Here is a 16,666-nt window from a genome sequence, read left to right on the forward strand (position 1 = left end):
GTATGGAAGAAAGGTTTTAACCCTTGCTCTCAGGGATATTTCTTGGTTTTTTTCTACACAAACCGACACACATGGTCTATGCAGACATCACTGAAGCCGAAGGCTTCCGCCTTGGTGATCTTCCCGTTGGCAACAGCAAGCATCTCATCAAAGATGGCATCAGCACCCTGCTGGAGAGATTGAGTGCCATCGATGATTGAGCTGACATCGATATCCATGTTGTCTTCCATATTCCTGTAGGTCTGCTTGTTGGCTGTGATCTTTATCACCGGAGCCAGGGCAATACCGGTGGGGGTGCCCCTCCCAGTGGTGAAGGCAACCAGCTGACAGCCGCCTGCAACCATGGAGGTGATGGAGGCGATATCATAACCCGGAGTATCCATGATGATCGCCCCATGCTTGGTAGGACGCATTGCTTCTTGAAGCACCTCGACGATGGGTCGGGAGCCGCCTTTCTTGATGCAACCCAGGCTCTTCTCCTCCAAGGTGGAAAGACCACCCTCCTTGTTACCCGGAGTAGGCTGGCCCGCCCTGCAGCTCTGACCAGCAGAAGCGAGATGCTCCTCATACTCCTTGCAAATCTGGATGATCTGGTTGTGTACAGTCTTGTCAATCGCACGCTTGGCAAGTATATGCTCAGCCCCTATGAACTCGATGGTCTCACTGAGCATCGATGAGCCGCCCTCGTCGATGAGACGGTCGCAGACCAGACCCAGAGCAGGATTGGCAGCCACCCCGCTGGTGGCATCGGAGCCACCGCACTCAAGACCTAGAAGAATATCGCCCAGGTCGCAAGGGACACGCTGCTGCATGCTCGCCTGCTGGACGAAAAGCCTTGCCTGGGCGGCAGCCTTGGCGGCAGTCTTGAGCGTCCCGCCCTCCTCCTGAATGCCAAAGGAGCAGACAGGTTTGGATGTCTCGCTCTGAATCTTTTGTTGTAGTTCTCTGTGGCCCACCGTCTCACAGCCAAGGCCGATGATGACTACGGCAAACACATTGGGGTTGAGGGCGAAACCGGTGAGCACCCGCTGGGTCAAATCGGTATTGGCTTGGACATCGGCGCAGCCGGTGTTGATGATGACATTGATCGAACCCTGCACCTGGGAAGCCACCATGCGCGCCGTCTCACTCGCACACCCACAGGTAGGAAGAATTAAGACGTGGTTGCGGATTCCGCTTCTCCCCTCAGCTCTCTTATACCCCATATAGTTCATTTGTTTATCCTTGTCAAAGCAGTTCGGTCTCGTAATCGCGCTCGAAGCCTACCAAGTTTTCGTGCCACACCAAAGCACCTTCTCTTATGACTTGGGTCGTGCGCCCGATTACTTGGCCGTACTTATAGACATCCTCATTCTCTTGCATGTCTTTGAGGGCAATCTTGTGGCACGGAGGGATGGCTTGGACGCAGAGCACCTGTCTAGAAGCTGTCCCGATGCAGGTCACCACATCGCCTTCGCCGGCACCATCCATGCAGGTCGCCACGGTATCTTTTTCATCGAGCAACAACGCCTTCACACCCATACTTGCACCTCTAGGTGGCTATCCTAGAAGAAAAAACGAGTTGAGAAAAGAAGGTTGAGCACTAAAGTTTTGCTTGTATCAGAGAAAGGGAATCTGAGGATACAAGCCCCTCAGTTGTGCAAGCGTGAGATTGGCCAGCACATTGGCTCCCCACTCATTGAGATGGGTGTCATCAGCCGCTCCGTCCGGATAGTTGGGATGCTCCTGTTTCTCCAAATGCAGAAACAGCTTCTTGGATTCTTTCGGCCCCAGGTATGCGAGCAATTGATAGGTTTTCTCCGTCATATCCAAAACCGGGTAGTTCCTGCTCTTAGCAAGAGAAATCATTGCCTTCGGATAGTCTCCATGGGTCTGAACAAGGTTGCCCTGCTCGTCAAACCGCCGCCTGCAGATCGGAGTAAGCAGCACCGGGTGTGCTTCTCTTTCCAGTACCGTATCGGTCATCAGGATCAAATTGCCTTGGTAGGTAGTCCAAGGATCGGTATGGCGCTGTTCATCGTCCTTGCTGTCATTGTGCCCGAATTGGATGAAAACCCAATCGCCTTCAGACAGCTGCCCAAGACACCGATCGAACAACCCTTCCTCCAAGAACGACTTGGTCGAACGCCCGTTCTCTGCCAGGTTGACCACCTGCCACTGTTTTTTAACCAACTGTTGGAGGACCATTCCCCACCCCGTCTCAGGATGCTTGTCCTCGCTCTTATCGGCACAGGTTGAATCGCCTAGCAGAAAGATTCGGTTCATTGTTTCGCTTCCTCTTCTTCCTTGCCCCAGCCCGGAAGCATGTCTTCAGTGGCGACCACCGTATGCGTTTCCTGTTGTATCGGGCTCTTGTTCCGAGTCTGCTTGTACAAGAAATACACTCCTGTTCCCCCAAGCAGAGCTGCCACAAGGTACACGACAATGAGAATCATACTATCGGACACGCTACCTCCCCCTGCTCTTGCGCTGCCAATAGGCGATGGCCAACTGGGTGCGGTCACGCAAATCGAGTTTGTCCAACATAACCGAGATCATATTGCGCACCGTACCCTCGCTCATGCACAGCCTAATAGCGATTTCCTTGTTGCTCAACCCCTGAGCCAACTGCATCAGCACCTCCTGCTCACGCTGGGTCAAATCACTGAACACCTGATCCTCTGAAAAACTCTTCAATGCCTGTTCGCTGATCACCGGAAGCCCTTGGTGGACTGCTTTGATCGTCAATATCTGCTTCTCTGTTGAATCGCTCTTAAGCAGAAACCCCGACGCCCCCGACTCAAGGCAGCGGTGCAGCGTCCGGTAGTCGGCAAAGGTGGTGAGCATCAGAATCTTGATATGCGGAAACTCGGCCCGTATGCGCTGAGCCGCCTCGATGCCGTCCATAACCGGCATCTGTATATCCATAAGGACCATATCGACCGGATGATGCTGTAAAAAAGACAGTGCTTCTGCACCATGGAGGGCCTTGCCTGCAACATGTAGGGAGGGATCCTCGGAGAGAAGAATCTCAAGGCTCTCGAGTACCAAGGCGTCATCGTCAACCAGCAGAAGCTTCATCCTACATCTCCTTCTTCGAAGGCAGGGTCACCAACAGGCGGAAGGTCTGATCACGCTGGATGGCCACACTGCCTCCCAACGCTTCCACACGACGGCGCATATACCGCAGGCCATTCCCTGTTTCCGGATTCTTTTGGTCATACAGACCATCATTCTCCACCATCAAGCGGGTAGTTGCACCGGTTACGGCGATATGGGCTTTCACCATCGTCGGCCTGGCATGCTTGGCCACGTTGGTCAGAGCCTCCTTGACTGCGGTATACAGCACCTGCCGCACTGCAGGGTCGAGCAGTTCCAGGTCACCGCTAAGGTGCAAGTCAACGGGATAGCTGAATTGCTCAAAAAGCTGCCTGAGTCTTTGATTCGCTGCCTCCTCGTCGCTTTGCAGCTGCCTGACGGCAAGCTTGAGCTGATCGAGACTGTTCTCCAGCCTATCAAGTGCCTTGGCCTGACTGTCCTGTGCCTTCTCAACCTCGCCGCGCACGAGCAACGAGCCCATGGCTTTGAGCGTCAGATGTGCAGCGGTCAGTTCATGGCCAAGGCTGTCATGCAAAATCTGGGCGATATGATTGCGCTCCTCAAGGCGCGAAAGCTGCTGGGCATCCTGATAGTCCAGCAACAGATGCTCCTCTTCCTCCTGAAGTCGATGCACCTTCAGGCGAAGCTCATCCGCCTCCTGCCTCATAGTATCGCGCTCTTTTTTCCATAAAGCCATCGTCAGACCCAAAAGCAGGCTGACGGCGGGAAACAAAAGCAAGGGAAACGGCAGTATTGCCAAACAGTAGAGAAAGAACGGGCTGAGGGCGAACACCTGAATGCGGGATGCGAAGGTATAGATGTACAAGGCAAGAAGCAGTGTTGCATCGACTTGGAAGAACGAAACCACCACCAAGAGCGTGGCATCGATGAGGAAAAAGAGTGGATTGAATGTAAAGCGCCAACGCAGCAACAAGGAGAAGAGAACCAGCAAAAAAACCAACATCAACGGAACATCGAGCTTCTCGTACAGCAAAAACAGCGACAAGACCAACAACAGGATGGTCATCAGTCTCGTCACTTGATCACAACCGAGAGCATATGTGCTTCGAGGCAATGGTTAGAATCTCCTTTTACTGCCGATCAACAGGAATATCCCTGCGAATATCCAGAGTACCACAGCAGAAAGCAGGATGCCAGAGCCGGATTGCTTTCCAAGCATGAGCAGGCCGTGGGCCAGATAGTAGGTGGGCAGAACTCTCACCATCGTTTGTATCGACTGGGGAAGGAGTGAAAGCGGGAAAGACAGCCCGCTGATCAGGCACATGATCGAACCGATGCCGCTGAACAAGGCGAAGCTGGTGGCATAGGAGCGGAACATGCTGTTCCAAGCCAACGAAAGAGAGAGCACCATGGCACTGTAGGAGAAGTAAAGCAGGAACAAGACCAGGTAGTTGGTTTGCTGAGGTCCGAAGTATAGAAACGAGGCGACGACAAATATCAAGCACTGTACGGATAACAACAACAATGAGGCAAGCAGATGACTGGCCAGGTAGTAGCCGTGGCTTACCGGGGAGGCTGCAATGCGTACCACAATCTTTTGCATTCTATCCTCTACAACCGGTCTGGTGAGGAGAAACGCCGAATAGAGGTTCAACAACCCGAAAAGGCTGAACCCCATGGGCAATGAACCGGACATCGAAGGGATGAACAGCAGAACGAGCGGTAGAACCAACAGCAAGAGAAGCGAGATTTTCTGCTTCAGGTTTTGTTGCAGGGCAAACATGAATATCGTCATACCGCTACCCTCCGAACCAAAGGTTTCAAAGCGACAAACAGGACGAGTATGGCCAGACAGACGGGCAGCATTGCAAGAAGCATGGAACCATAGTCGCCCTCCATCGCCCTGATGCTTGCAGTATTGGCCAGACTCATCGGCGTGCCGTAGAGACGGATGAATCGGAACAAGGCGGAACCTGGAAGTGGAAAGTACAGCCCCACCAGCATGGGAACCACCGAACCGTAGATGGTGGTCACCACATTGGCCACTTTCGGGGTACCTACGACCAAGAGCAATACCGTACCCAGCAGCTGGTTGAAGAGCACCGAGATGAGCAGTATTGCAAGCAGCAGAGCAAGCATTGAGAATTGAGCCCCCAATACGAACATGGAAAACAGGACTATGACCAACGACTGCAGGAAACTGACCACCGTACCGCTGAGCAAGACCGAAAGAACCAACGACCTGCCTTCCACCGGGGAGGCAAACAGGCGGTCGTGCATGGGGGTATAGAGGTCGGCGGCCAGGGTCTCAAAGCTCAAGGCAGCTCCATAAATCTGAAACGTGAGCGCGAAACCGATGACCAACAGCGTCAGCCGCTGCTGGCCCGCCACCTCCATGCCGGTCTGGATGTCGATGGTCTTGTACAGGTAGTCGAAGAAGAAAATCAAAACCAGGGGAAAGAGAATGAGGATGGCATGACCCAATATATCCTTCAGCGAGCGCTTGATGTGAAATGCAATCATGAGGCCACCTCGTCCCGCAGCTGCTTGCCGGTCAGGGTGAGAAACACATCCTCAAGGTTCGGCTGTTTGGTGTTTATGGTTACCAGTCCCTGCTCGGAGAGACAGAGGACCACCTTGTCCAGAATCGGGATGCCTCCGGGGACTACGATGGTGTATCGGTTCCCCTCCAAAGCCACTTCCTTCACATCTCCAAGGCCGAGAAGTTCCTTGCGCTTCTGCTCGCTGGCAAGCCGTACCTCCACCTCGATGAAGTGGTCGCCCTGGATGCGGGCGATCAAGTCGCGGAGAGTTCCATCGGCGATGATGTGCCCGTTGTCCATAATATAGATCCGGCTGGCGACAGCCTCCACCTCCTCGATGTAATGGGAGGTGTAGATGATCGTCGCCCCGCCCTTGGCGAGTTCTTTCACCGATTGGAGGATGAAGGAACGTGACTGCGGGTCGATGCCCACCGTCGGCTCATCCATGATGATCAAGGCCGGCTTGTGCATCAGGGCGCAACCGATGTTGAGCCTGCGCTTCATGCCTCCGCTATAGTGTTTGACCTTGTCGCCAAGCCTGCCTTCAAGACCTATGAGCCTGCCGACTTCGGCGATGCGAATCTGAATATCGGTCTTGCTCATCCCATACAAGGAGGCAAAGAAGGCCAGGTTGTCCTTCCCGCTCATATCCTCATACAGGGTGATTTCCTGCGTCACATACCCGATTTTGCTGCGGATGGTCTTGTTCTTTCCATCCTGGGGCATGCCGAACACCGTAATGGAACCCTCATCGATGCCGATCAGGCCGATGATCGATCGGATGCAGGTGGTCTTGCCAGCCCCGTTGGGACCAAGCAGCCCGATCACCTCGCCCTGCTCCACACGCAGCGAACAGCAATCGAGGGCGAGATTTGTGTTGAATCGTTTAATGACATCGTCTACTTGCAATACCATGACTGTATACCTCTGCATCCCAGTATAGGAACAGAGGCTGCTTGTGTGCAGTGACAATTGTCACTACGTTACTTTACCAGGACAATCGGTTCGATGGTGACTTCGGTTTTCATGGAGTTTGAGATCAAGCAGTACTTCTCGGCCTTTTCCAAGAGCTGTACTGTTTTCTCCATTTGGCTCTCATCATCGATGACAACCGTCGGCTTGATGTGGATTTTGGTCATCAGCATTCCCTTCTCCATCTTCTCAAGCGTACCCACAGCCTCGCTCTTGTAACTCTTGAAGGCAAGCTTCGCCTTTTCGGCGATGGAGAGGAAGGTGGTCATCAAGCACACTTCGGCGGCTGCCGTATAAAGGTGCTCGGGCGACCAGATGCCCTCGTGGCCGCCTGGGAACTGCGGGGGAGTCGCCACCTCGATGGTGGGAAGGAACGCAGAAGAGAGGGCCGCCCTCTTCTGCTTTGTCCACTCTACTGACGTACTATAGGTATGCGTGTCGCTCATTATCGGTATCTCCTTACTGCATAAGAAAGCCTCGACCACTCTACAGCGTTGCCGGCACCTCGGGCCAAATCTTTACGCCCTTGTCCAGCAGCCACGTATGCTCCTTTCGATAATAGCGGGTGGTGGGAAGCCACTTGTCCCCGGGAAGGTGGGGGATCAACCAAATGTAGTACATCGCATAGCCGGCCGCCGCCACCTGAGAGTGGGTGGTGTCGGGGAAAATCAAGGAGGAATCGCCGTCATGGACGACGAAGGCCTCTTCGTTGAGGACCGAAATTCCGAAACCCTGTGAGGGGAAGAATCGGTAGTGGTAGATTTCCGGATGGGGATGGTCGTGCGGCGGGTAGCTCGACCAACGGCCGGGATGATTGATCACCTCTCCCATCACCATATTCGAGTAGGGAGCACTCTCCCCGTCGAAGACGGTACGCACGGTGCGGTTGCTCGCCTCGTTCAGTACTCCGGCCCCGAAAACCTCGGTCTTCACCTCGCCCTTGGCATAGAAGCGGACCGGGAATTCTTGTTCATTGATGCACCGCTCGACGGCCAGCTCACTATCCTCAAGCGCCTCAACCATAACAGGTATCTGCCTCGGGGCGTGCAGGACCACCGGAGGCTCATCGATGCAGCTTGCTCGCTCGCCTACCGCTTCCGCATCAAGCCAGGAGAAACGGACCTTCCCCTTGATCAGCATCCAAGCCCGCTCCAAATCCAAGGAGCAGGTTGTGCAATCCCCCTTGTTGAGCTTGAGGATGCCGAAATCCAAAAGCATAGGGCCATCGAGTGTCGTAATCGTTGTATATCCAGCCTCCAGCGGCTTTTCTTTGCGAATAATCATGAAAATTCCTCCCTTTCACCCTGTAGCATACGAAACATATCCGGCTTTCGCAACCGAGGGATGTACATTCACGTGGGAAACCACAGAAGGCAAGCATATACTAGGTGTAATGAAGCGTAATAAACATCCCAAGCCCGGGCGCATGAAACCGTGGGTCCTGGTAGTGCTCTTGCTGCTCCTCAGTATTCTCCTGAGCCTGCCCTTTGTGCTGTGGCTGCTTGCGCCGACCAAGAACCTGGCGGTCACCGTCTACGATAAAAGTGTACCAACAACCAAAGCCGAACAGCACCAAAACCTGGGATGGTTTCTCAGCCACTTCAAGTATCCCACCGAGGAGGGAGCACGTTTTCGCACCCGGTCGACGTATCTGGGTTACCATCCAGGAGAGGAAAACCCGATTCGAGACCTCTCGTCCTTGGATGAGAGAACCGACCTGCTCTATATTGCCGACACCTATGGGGTATATAAAAGCGGCGAGGGTTTCTCCCGAACGCTTATGGATGGGGAAAGCAACCTTATCTGGGGGGGAAGCAGCGCATCCGATGTCCAGGCGATCAGGGCTTTCCTTAATCGGGAATCAGCCAGCACCGTCGTCGCCGAATACAACACCTTTGCAACCCCTACACCTTCCTACATACAGGCACAGCTGTACGAGGTGCTGGGAACCCGGTGGACCGGGTGGACCGGCATGTATGTCAACAACCTGTCCAAGACCGGTGAGACACCGCCTTGGATCCTCGACATCTACGGGGAGAACTGGGATTACTCGGGAAGCGGTGTGCTGCTGTACAACACCGACGATGAGGTCGTGGTGCTGAGAGAGGGTATTGAACTTGGTCCCAGCCGGATGACCTTTTCATTCACCGAAAAGGGGACCGCGGTCCTCGGACTATCGGGATCCATCGAGTACCGCCTGCTCTTTGACATCACCGAACCGCTTGGCGGCACCGAGGTGCTTGCAACCTACTCCCTCGATGTCAGTGAGAAGGGGAAGCAGCTGCTTGAGCGCTTCGGACTTCCCTCCTCCTTCCCTGCAATCCAGCTCAAGCAAACGGCTAACCATCGATCATATTACCTCGGAGGCAATTGGGCGTACAGCAAACGGTCCTTGAAGCTGTTCAGACTCAAGGGTCTGGCTTCCCTGCTGCAAGCCACAGCCACCGGGGAACGCACCTTTTACTGGAAGTATTACATGCCCATGCTCGCCTCCATATTCGAGGAGGCACAAGAACGGAACGCTCAGGTCCTCCCGCCCCTGCAACGAGAAGTTGCAACCATCAAATCAAGCAGGATGATCAGCAGGACGAACGGGAGACAGCTTGAACTCTTCAGCAAAGGATCTTGGAAGCCTTATTTCGTCTACGGTATAAATCTCGGCATCGCGATGCCGGGCCGCTGGTTCACCGAATTCCCCCAGGACAAGAGCCTGTACTACCACTGGCTTGAGCAGATGGGAGAGCTGGGAGTGAACACCGTACGCATCTACACCCTGCTCGATCCCCAGTTTTACCAAGCCTTCAGCCTCTACAACCGCATCCATCCTGACCGGCCGATCTATCTCTTGCAGGAGGTCTGGCCTGAGGAGGAACCGCCGGGACACGACTACCTCGAGCCGGCCTATCAGAAGGCCTTCGAAGAAGAGATCATCAACGTCGTCGACGCCATCCATGGCAAGGCCCGCATCCCCGAGCGAAAGGGAAGAGCCTATGGTGTCTATGACACCGACGTCTCTTCCTATGTCCTGGGATACCTGGTAGGACGCGAGCTGGAACCTCACGAAGTGGAACAGACGGACATCAACCACAGCGGCTACCGCTTTATCGGCCGATACATCAGAGCGACCGAACAAGCCACCCCCACCGAGAGCTGGCTCGCCCAAAGCTGCGACTACCTGCTCTCCTACGAACAGCAAGCCTATGGTTGGCAGCACCCCGTCTCAATCGTCAACTGGCCGACGCTGGACTACCTCACCCACGAGTCTGAACGGAATGAGGACGGAGAGAAGATCTGGGAGTACAACGACCGCACCACCGTGAACATCAACCACCTGGTGGTCGGAGAACTCAACCATGTCGGTCTGTTCGGTTCCTATCACATCTATTCCAACTACCCGGACTTCATGAACAACGAGCCATCCTTCGATGCATATGAGGATGAACAGGGTCGACTGCGTTACGGAGGCTACCTGCAGGCATTCATGGAGGGGCATACGAACTACCCGGCGGTGGTCGCCGAATTCGGCATCGCCACCGGCATGGGCAATGCCCACTCCAGCCCCGACGGCTACCACCACGGAGGTCTTACCGAAGAGCAGCAGGCCCAAGGCATCATCCGCATGTTCGAGGCGATGAAGGATCAAGGATACAGCGGGGGCATCATCTTTGAGTGGATGGACGAGTGGGCCAAGAAAACCTGGACCACCGAACCGTACATGGTCCCCTATGACCGGCAGATATTATGGCACAACGCCATCGATCCCGAGCAGAACTACGGCATCCTTGCCTATGAGGCGGTCAAGCCCAAGCGAAGCGGTGCCGCCGCTGTCGGGGACGGCTTGGTCCGGCAAATGGAAGTGCGTGCCGACGCCTCCTTCCTTCATGTGGACATCAGTCTCGCACGCCCGATCGACTTGGGAGCCGAACAGCTTTTGATCGGCATCGACACCCTCTACCGTGATCGTGGAGAACTCAAGCATGCCCCCCTTCTCGACCACCTTGCCCCTTCGGGCATGGAGTATGTTGTAGTGCTCGATTCCTTTGCAGGCTCCCGCCTGCTTGCCCTCAAGGAGGCGAACTACACCACCTACCACTTCAGCACCTCCGCCGACTTGAGAACTGACGGCCTCTTTGAGCCGATGAGCAAATTGATCAACAAGGAACGCAAACTCCTTGACGGGACGGTGATCCAGCCCAAGTACGAGGATGCCAGTCTTTTACGGTACGGCAGCCTGGAGGGAAACACCAACCATTGGAACATGGAGGGAACAGAGCTCTCGGTGCGCATCCCTTGGACGCGCATCAACGTCAGCGATGTTTCATCGGCACGAGTGCTCGACGATGAGAGGATCTACTACAGCGACCCGCTTCGTGATCAACTGGCTACGACGGCAACCGAGGGGCTTGTGCTCAGCGTGGTTGTTGCCGATAGCATCAAGCAAACCGTCCTGGATGCGCCTGAGGCGGCAACGCTTGTTCTGCCTGGATGGAACCAACCGGTTTACCAACAGAGAATGAAGGCAAGCTATGACTTGCTCAAGGCGTATTTTGCCAAGGAGAGAGCAGATGATTGACCTTACCAAACCCGTAGAGGTTGCCCAAGGACTGTGGTGGGTGGGCTCACAAAGACCCCACAACAGACTGCAATGCAACCCCTATCTTTTCATTAAGGACGGACTGGGAATTCTCTTCGACCCCGGATCGGTCCTCGACGGCCAGGTCGTATTGGAGAAAACCACGAGCCTGCTCCCCCTCTCCAACCTGAAGGCCATCGTCTGCAGTCACCAAGACCCTGATTTGTGTGCCGCCATTCCGCTCTTTGAGAAAGCCGGGTTCAAAGGAGACATCTGCTGTCATGCTCGTGCAGCGCTGTTGATTCAGTACTATGGCATCAAGAATCCGTTCTACATGGTGAATCATCTCTCCTTTTCCTACAGGTTGAGTGAAAACACCTCCATCGGCTTCATCTTCGCCCCCTATCTGCACTTCCCCGGAGCCATCATGAGCTACCTGCCCGAGCAGCAGGCTCTGATCAGCGGCGACTTGTTCGGCTCCATCACCGCCGATTGGAAGCTGTATGCCGACGAGAACTACATCGATGGGATGAAGGCGTTCCACGAGGTATACATGCCCGGCCATGAGATTCTCGCTGCAGCAATGGAAAACCTGGAAAGCTACCCCATCCGCCTGATCTGTCCGCAGCATGGCTCGATCATAGACAAGAATATTGAAGAGCATATCAACACGCTGAAGACCATGCCATGCGGACTGTTCATCCAATCCAAGCAGCTCAGGCTTCCCTTGGAGGGAGGTGTTCGCGCCCTGCTCGACCAGGTAGTGAAGCGTTTGATAACCATTTACGGGGAGCAGGAGATCAGGAAAACCTTCGAGAATTCCCCGTTCACCCTGAATGTCAAGATGAGGCATATCGCCAAGACCACGCTTGCCGAGAACCAGTTGTGGGAGAGTTTCTTCTCCACTCTTGAGGAAAGACGGGGCGTCGCCTACCTCTCATCGATCTCTTCCTTCGTGGAGCTGCTGGGAAAACAATACGGCTTGGGCATCCCGTCGGTGTTCTCCACCCTCATCGCCAGCTCCGAGCGCCAGATCAAGGAGAAGGATGCCGAACTTAAGGAGCTGGAGGAGAAACTGCAGAATCTGCAGGAGAGCATGTACCGCGATCCGGTGACCGGACTGTACAACAAGGAGTTCCATCAAGCCTTCATGCTCAAGGAGCTTGCCGGAGGCAGCCCGCTTGTTTCCGTGGTTCTGGCCATCGACAACCTTGAACGCATCAATCTCGACCATGGCAGCACCGAAGGCGACCGGACCATGCGCATTCTCTCACAGGTGGTATTGCAAAGTGTAGATCCGCATGTGCAGGTATGTCGCATCACCGGAGGGATGTTCGCCCTCTTATGCGCCTCCCTGACAAAGGAGCAGGCCATAGAACGAGCTGCTGCCTTGGGTAATCGCATTGCCGGGGAGGACCGGTTCATCGTCCCCATCACGGTTTCGATGGGAATCGCCCACTCCGACGAAGTCGCCGAATCCAGTCGCAACGATGTTTTACAGATGGCCTCCGATATCAACGCCTTGGCGGCCTTCCGCTTGCGCCTTGCACGAAAGAAAGGGGCAGGAAGCATCGTTGCCGTCTCTTCAAGCGAGGCCGGCAGTCGCTCGGCATTTGCCATCCTGCTTGTGGATGTGCCTTCCTTCTCCCGTGACCTTCTCAAGCAAACATTAGAGAAGGAGCGGTATCGGGTTCTGACGGCCGACAACGGGCTCGAAGCGAAAAAAATGCTGCTTGCGGGAGGGATTGATTTGGTCTTGTGCGAGCTGCTCGTCCCCAAGCTCGGCGCCCTGACCCTGCGCAAGGAGCTCTTGGGTAATCCAAGTACGGCAGGAATTCCCTTCCTGCTCATGTCGGCCAACAAGCAGGAGCAGACGGTCCGGAGGGCCTTTGACTTGGGCATCCAGCACTTCCTGGCCCGGCCTTTGGCCTTGTATGAGTTGACAGGCTTGGTCAACCTCATCGCTTCAAAGGAGGCCTGAGGTGTCCAGCAACTTTGCAATACTGTTGACAGGTGCGGTGATGCTTCTCAATGTTCTCGTTTTTGCAGGCATCATCATCCTGCGCCTGGTGCGTGCAGACAGAAAACGAAGGCTCGACAAGGCCCAGGCTCTCTTTCTCTCCCAACTGGAGACAGAACAGCCGGATTTCTCGCATTTCAAAGCAAAAACCCTTCTCATGCTCTACGGCAGACTCAGCGACAGCCTCCTGCTGAAGAAGGCGTTCCATGAGCAGATTCTCGGTTTTCTCTCAACTTCGAAGGTTGTCAAAACGCTGACCAAACGGCTCTATTCACCCTTTTTCGTCAGGCGGATAGAGTCGGCTGTTCACCTCAAGCCGATGCTCACGCTTCCCTCCTACCGGACGTTGTTCCTTCAGGCACTGTCTGAAGAGAAAAGTCAGGTTGTTGTGCTCTACCTGTTCCAGGCTCTTGCCTGGGTGAAGGAGAAGCGCGCCATCCTTCCCATGATCAGGCGCCTTGGCAGGGCGACTCCCTGGATGGCTGGCCGCTATCGCGCCCTCTTGATCGGCTATGAATTCATGCTGCTCCCCTACTTGAAAAAACGCCTCTCCATCGACCGAACGTATCTCGGGCTTCTTATCTGCGAGTACGCCATAGCGTATCCTTCGGATGCGCTCAAACCCTACCTGCTCCGCCGGGCGCAGGAGAAGAACATCCAAGTGCGCAAGTGTGCACTGGAGGCATTGCGTCTGCACTTTCCCCATGCGTTGCTGGAGCCCGAATTCTTGGAGAGCCCCTTCCCAAGCACGATGCTGTATGTTATCCGCGCCTATGCGCGCATTGCCGATAAGCGCAATATTGCCGCCCTGCTGTCGTACAGCAAATACTCAAGAGCGCGTGATCAATTGGTGCAAAGCCTCTCGGAGATGGCCTACAAGGACCCATCCCTGCTCAAGGAGTATCTGTCGCGTTTTGAGAAAACACGCAGTAAAAGTGAGACAGAGGTGCTGGCCAAGGTGCTGGACAACCGTCTGACCTACATCCTGACCGCCTATCAAGGGGATTTGGATGAGCAATTGACGAACTTGATCACCAGCTTGATCGAGCAGCAGCACATCAGCGGCTTGGTGCAATTCCTCAATACCAATGCAGAAATCCACAAGCAGCAACAACTTATCTCCTTGGTCAGAAAGCTTGCAAAACGAAGCAAACACCTGAGGCTCCTGTTCTTTGCCTATCTTCACCCTGCCGTCTACAAGACACTGAAGATAGCCAAACCGGAAACAGGAAAACCCTCCATGCAGGTCCATCAGGAGAAACCTCAGCGGCTGACCCTGATCCTCCTGCTCATCCTCACCCTTGCCGTCTTCCCTTTGATCATTTTCCTCTCCGAACTACCCAACCTCATCGACCTGAGTCTTGGTGAAGTCCTGTCCTTGTATGTGGTGCGCTTCAACTACCTGTTGGTCTACTATTCGGTCACAATCAACCTCATATACCTGACCATGCTGCTGATCTCCTATCGTGGGGCCGGAGTACAGAACAGGCTTTGGCATGCGAAGGACAAGCGCATGCTCTTCACCAAGGGCCTGCTTCCGTCGGTGTCCATCATCGCCCCTGCCTACAATGAGGCGGCAAACATCATCGAAAGCACCAACAGCCTGCTTAACCAACAGTATCCCGACTTTGAGCTCATTGTCGTAAACGATGGGTCCAAGGATGAGACCCTGCAGACGCTGATCACCTACTTCAACCTTGAAAAACGTGATCAATTAGTCCCCAAACGACTGAGGACGCGACCTCTCAGGGGTATTTACAAGAACAAGAACATCCCCAACCTGGTGGTGGTGGACAAGGTCAACGGAGGCAAGGCCGACTCCTTGAACCTGGGGCTGAACGTAGCGACCAAGCAGTTCTTCTGCGGCATCGACGCCGATTCGCTCTTGGAGCCCGACGCCCTGCTCAGGGCGGTCTCGGTCATGCTCGACAACAGTACCGAAACCATTGCCAGCGGCGGCAACATATGTCCGGTCAACGGCTGTGATGTCGAGCTGGGAAGCCTCGACTCGATCGGCCTGCCTTCCAAATTCCTACCCAGGCTGCAGAGCCTCGAGTACATCCGCTCCTTCATGACCGGCAGGGTCGGTTGGGCGAGGTTGAATGTACTGTTGATCATCAGCGGGGCTTTCGGCATTTTCCATCGCGACCGGACCATCGCCACCGGCGGATACCTTACCAAGAGCGGCAGGTTCCATAAGGATACAGTGGGAGAGGACATGGAACTCGTTGTACGGCTTTCACGGTACATGCGCGAACGCAAGCTGCCCTATCGGGTCCAATACGCCAGCAATGCCAACTGCTGGACCGAAGTTCCTGAGAAGTGGAAGGTGTTGCACCGCCAGCGCGACCGTTGGCACCGCGGCCTGATCGACATCCTGCTCTTTCACAGCACCATGATCGCCAATCCCCGCTATGGAAGGCTGGGTATGGTGGGTATGCTCTACTACTTTCTCTTTGAGCTGCTCGGACCGTTTGTGGAAGCGCAAGGCCTGGTCTTTGTGTTTATCGGCGCCCTGATGGGCTTGCTCAACATCCCCATCGCCTTGGCGCTTTTCACCTCGACCATTCTTTTGGGGATTCTCGTCTCTTTGTCCGCCCTGCTTATCAGCGAGTTCGACCGCCCGCTCTATGCCAAGAAGGATATGCTGCGTTTGGTGTGGATGGCGATCGTAGAGAATTTCGGGGTGCGTCAGGTCATCAGCCTGTGGCGGGTGAGCGCCTACTTCAGTGCGATGAGAAAGAACCGAGGGTGGGGAGCCCAGGTGAGAACCGGCTTTAAAGGGGCACAAACGAAAACGAAGTAAGAACCATGTGGGCGGGCCTCGCCGGTACGGCTCCTTGAAAGAGCCAGAGGTTGATGCGGAACCGCACCCGCCCCGGTGTCGGACTGCTTGGATGAGTCCAGCGCTCGATGAGCATGGCTTCACTCTCCTTGAGGTCGGGGTCGACCTTTCCATGGTAGGAGGAGAAGGAGACATCGTCCTTTGTCCAAACAATACGGTGAGTCGTAAGGTTGCCGTTCAGCTCTGGTTTGAAGACAAAAATGCGTGCTGGGTCGGTATAGGGCTGGACAACGTACTGGACTTTGGTGCCGTCACGCTCACCCCAAGCGGCAAACTCTATGTCGATCTCCCGATTATACTCCTCAGGTGCTGTATCCCAGGTGAAAAAGCCTGCAACCACATGAGCATCGTATTGCGCAATATCAGTCTCAACGGTGAAGGTATAGGTACCGTAGCCCACCCGCTCACGGGTGAAAATCTCAGTTGCCCACCACTTTCCCTGATGTTCATTTATAGTCAGGTGCAGGCCCCAGTCATCCACCCACACTGCATCCTCGGTTCCCCGAAAGTAGTTCGGGCCGGGGGCTGTCGGGGTGAGGCTGGTCTTCATCCTCCAATGTAGATTCCCGAACTCCAGCTCCCTCGGTCCGGTCTTCAATACGGGAACCGCCTCTGCATACAGGGTGCAGGATAGCAAGCTTACCAATGCCAATAAAACGACTGAAGTTTTCATC

At 54.8% G+C, this 16,666-nt stretch carries 15 protein-coding genes; 3 read left to right on the top strand and 12 right to left on the bottom strand.

Annotated features, from left to right (window positions below; translation table 11 throughout):
- Window positions 1-53 precede the first annotated feature (53 nt).
- The 11 genes from MUG09_RS14355 to MUG09_RS14405 all read right to left on the bottom strand — a co-directional run bounded on the left by MUG09_RS14355 (window position 54) and on the right by MUG09_RS14405 (window position 7,838).
- Window positions 54-1,205: a UxaA family hydrolase gene (locus MUG09_RS14355; protein WP_244772130.1), complete on the bottom strand. Its 1,152-nt coding sequence runs from the start codon at window positions 1,203-1,205 to the stop codon at window positions 54-56.
- Between the two features lie 22 nt (window positions 1,206-1,227).
- Window positions 1,228-1,521, bottom strand: coding sequence for a UxaA family hydrolase (locus MUG09_RS14360; protein ID WP_244772131.1), 294 nt, complete (start codon window positions 1,519-1,521; stop codon window positions 1,228-1,230).
- Window positions 1,522-1,599: 78 nt separating this feature from the next.
- Window positions 1,600-2,265 carry a rhamnogalacturonan acetylesterase gene (locus tag MUG09_RS14365; RefSeq protein ID WP_244772132.1) on the bottom strand — a complete coding sequence of 222 codons (666 nt, stop codon included), beginning with the start codon at window positions 2,263-2,265 and terminating at the stop codon, window positions 1,600-1,602.
- Window positions 2,262-2,447 carry a hypothetical protein gene (locus tag MUG09_RS14370; RefSeq protein WP_244772133.1) on the bottom strand — a complete coding sequence of 62 codons (186 nt, stop codon included), beginning with the start codon at window positions 2,445-2,447 and terminating at the stop codon, window positions 2,262-2,264. The genes MUG09_RS14365 and MUG09_RS14370 overlap by 4 nt, the downstream gene beginning before the upstream one ends.
- 1 nt (window position 2,448) lies before the next feature.
- The gene (locus MUG09_RS14375; protein WP_244772134.1) at window positions 2,449-3,060 is read right to left on the bottom strand and encodes a response regulator transcription factor; all 612 of its coding nucleotides are present in this window, start codon (window positions 3,058-3,060) and stop codon (window positions 2,449-2,451) included.
- 1 nt (window position 3,061) lies between these two features.
- Window positions 3,062-4,153: a sensor histidine kinase gene (locus MUG09_RS14380; RefSeq protein ID WP_244772135.1), complete on the bottom strand. Its 1,092-nt coding sequence runs from the start codon at window positions 4,151-4,153 to the stop codon at window positions 3,062-3,064.
- A 3-nt stretch (window positions 4,154-4,156) separates the two neighbouring features.
- Entirely contained in the window at window positions 4,157-4,834 is a 678-nt protein-coding gene (locus tag MUG09_RS14385; RefSeq protein WP_244772136.1) for an ABC transporter permease, read from the bottom strand.
- The gene (locus MUG09_RS14390) at window positions 4,831-5,562 is read right to left on the bottom strand and encodes an ABC transporter permease (protein WP_244772137.1); all 732 of its coding nucleotides are present in this window, start codon (window positions 5,560-5,562) and stop codon (window positions 4,831-4,833) included. The genes MUG09_RS14385 and MUG09_RS14390 overlap by 4 nt, the downstream gene beginning before the upstream one ends.
- Complete coding sequence (locus MUG09_RS14395; protein ID WP_244772138.1) at window positions 5,559-6,497, bottom strand: ABC transporter ATP-binding protein; 939 nt, start codon at window positions 6,495-6,497, stop codon at window positions 5,559-5,561. The genes MUG09_RS14390 and MUG09_RS14395 overlap by 4 nt, the downstream gene beginning before the upstream one ends.
- Window positions 6,498-6,565: 68 nt before the next feature.
- Entirely contained in the window at window positions 6,566-7,000 is a 435-nt protein-coding gene (locus tag MUG09_RS14400) for an OsmC family protein (RefSeq protein ID WP_244772139.1), read from the bottom strand.
- Between the two features lie 40 nt (window positions 7,001-7,040).
- On the bottom strand, window positions 7,041-7,838 hold the full coding sequence (locus tag MUG09_RS14405; RefSeq protein ID WP_244772140.1) for a 5-deoxy-glucuronate isomerase: 798 nt from the start codon (window positions 7,836-7,838) through the stop codon (window positions 7,041-7,043).
- A 109-nt stretch (window positions 7,839-7,947) separates the two neighbouring features.
- Here MUG09_RS14405 and MUG09_RS14410 point away from each other — a divergent pair, with 109 nt between their 5' ends.
- The 3 genes from MUG09_RS14410 to MUG09_RS14420 are packed head-to-tail and all read left to right on the top strand — an operon-like array spanning window position 7,948 to window position 15,953.
- The gene (locus tag MUG09_RS14410; RefSeq protein WP_244772141.1) at window positions 7,948-11,127 is read left to right on the top strand and encodes a hypothetical protein; all 3,180 of its coding nucleotides are present in this window, start codon (window positions 7,948-7,950) and stop codon (window positions 11,125-11,127) included.
- Window positions 11,120-13,108, top strand: coding sequence for an oxygen-binding di-iron domain-containing protein (locus MUG09_RS14415; RefSeq protein ID WP_244772142.1), 1,989 nt, complete (start codon window positions 11,120-11,122; stop codon window positions 13,106-13,108). The genes MUG09_RS14410 and MUG09_RS14415 overlap by 8 nt, the downstream gene beginning before the upstream one ends.
- A 1-nt stretch (window position 13,109) precedes the next feature.
- Window positions 13,110-15,953, top strand: a complete 2,844-nt coding sequence (locus MUG09_RS14420) for a glycosyltransferase family 2 protein (RefSeq protein WP_244772143.1) — start codon at window positions 13,110-13,112, stop codon at window positions 15,951-15,953.
- Here MUG09_RS14420 and MUG09_RS14425 read toward each other — a convergent pair.
- A complete protein-coding gene (locus tag MUG09_RS14425) occupies window positions 15,925-16,665 on the bottom strand; it encodes a LamG domain-containing protein (protein WP_244772144.1) in 741 nt (246 codons plus the stop codon). The genes MUG09_RS14420 and MUG09_RS14425 overlap by 29 nt on opposite strands.
- Between the last annotated feature and the right edge of the window lies 1 nt (window position 16,666).

This window comes from Sphaerochaeta associata (assembly GCF_022869165.1).
GTDB classification, from domain to species: Bacteria; Spirochaetota; Spirochaetia; order Sphaerochaetales; family Sphaerochaetaceae; genus Sphaerochaeta; species Sphaerochaeta associata.

Coding starts and splice junctions, on each gene's coding strand:
- MUG09_RS14375 (WP_244772134.1), bottom strand. CDS start 3,060: ATGAAGCTTCTGCTGGTTGACGATGACGCCTTGGTACTCGAGAGCCTT.
- MUG09_RS14415 (WP_244772142.1), top strand. CDS start 11,120: ATGATTGACCTTACCAAACCCGTAGAGGTTGCCCAAGGACTGTGGTGG.
- MUG09_RS14365 (WP_244772132.1), bottom strand. CDS start 2,265: ATGAACCGAATCTTTCTGCTAGGCGATTCAACCTGTGCCGATAAGAGC.
- MUG09_RS14355 (WP_244772130.1), bottom strand. CDS start 1,205: ATGGGGTATAAGAGAGCTGAGGGGAGAAGCGGAATCCGCAACCACGTC.
- MUG09_RS14385 (WP_244772136.1), bottom strand. CDS start 4,834: ATGACGATATTCATGTTTGCCCTGCAACAAAACCTGAAGCAGAAAATC.
- MUG09_RS14395 (WP_244772138.1), bottom strand. CDS start 6,497: ATGGTATTGCAAGTAGACGATGTCATTAAACGATTCAACACAAATCTC.
- MUG09_RS14410 (WP_244772141.1), top strand. CDS start 7,948: ATGAAGCGTAATAAACATCCCAAGCCCGGGCGCATGAAACCGTGGGTC.
- MUG09_RS14400 (WP_244772139.1), bottom strand. CDS start 7,000: ATGAGCGACACGCATACCTATAGTACGTCAGTAGAGTGGACAAAGCAG.
- MUG09_RS14360 (WP_244772131.1), bottom strand. CDS start 1,521: ATGGGTGTGAAGGCGTTGTTGCTCGATGAAAAAGATACCGTGGCGACC.
- MUG09_RS14405 (WP_244772140.1), bottom strand. CDS start 7,838: ATGATTATTCGCAAAGAAAAGCCGCTGGAGGCTGGATATACAACGATT.
- MUG09_RS14425 (WP_244772144.1), bottom strand. CDS start 16,665: ATGAAAACTTCAGTCGTTTTATTGGCATTGGTAAGCTTGCTATCCTGC.
- MUG09_RS14390 (WP_244772137.1), bottom strand. CDS start 5,562: ATGATTGCATTTCACATCAAGCGCTCGCTGAAGGATATATTGGGTCAT.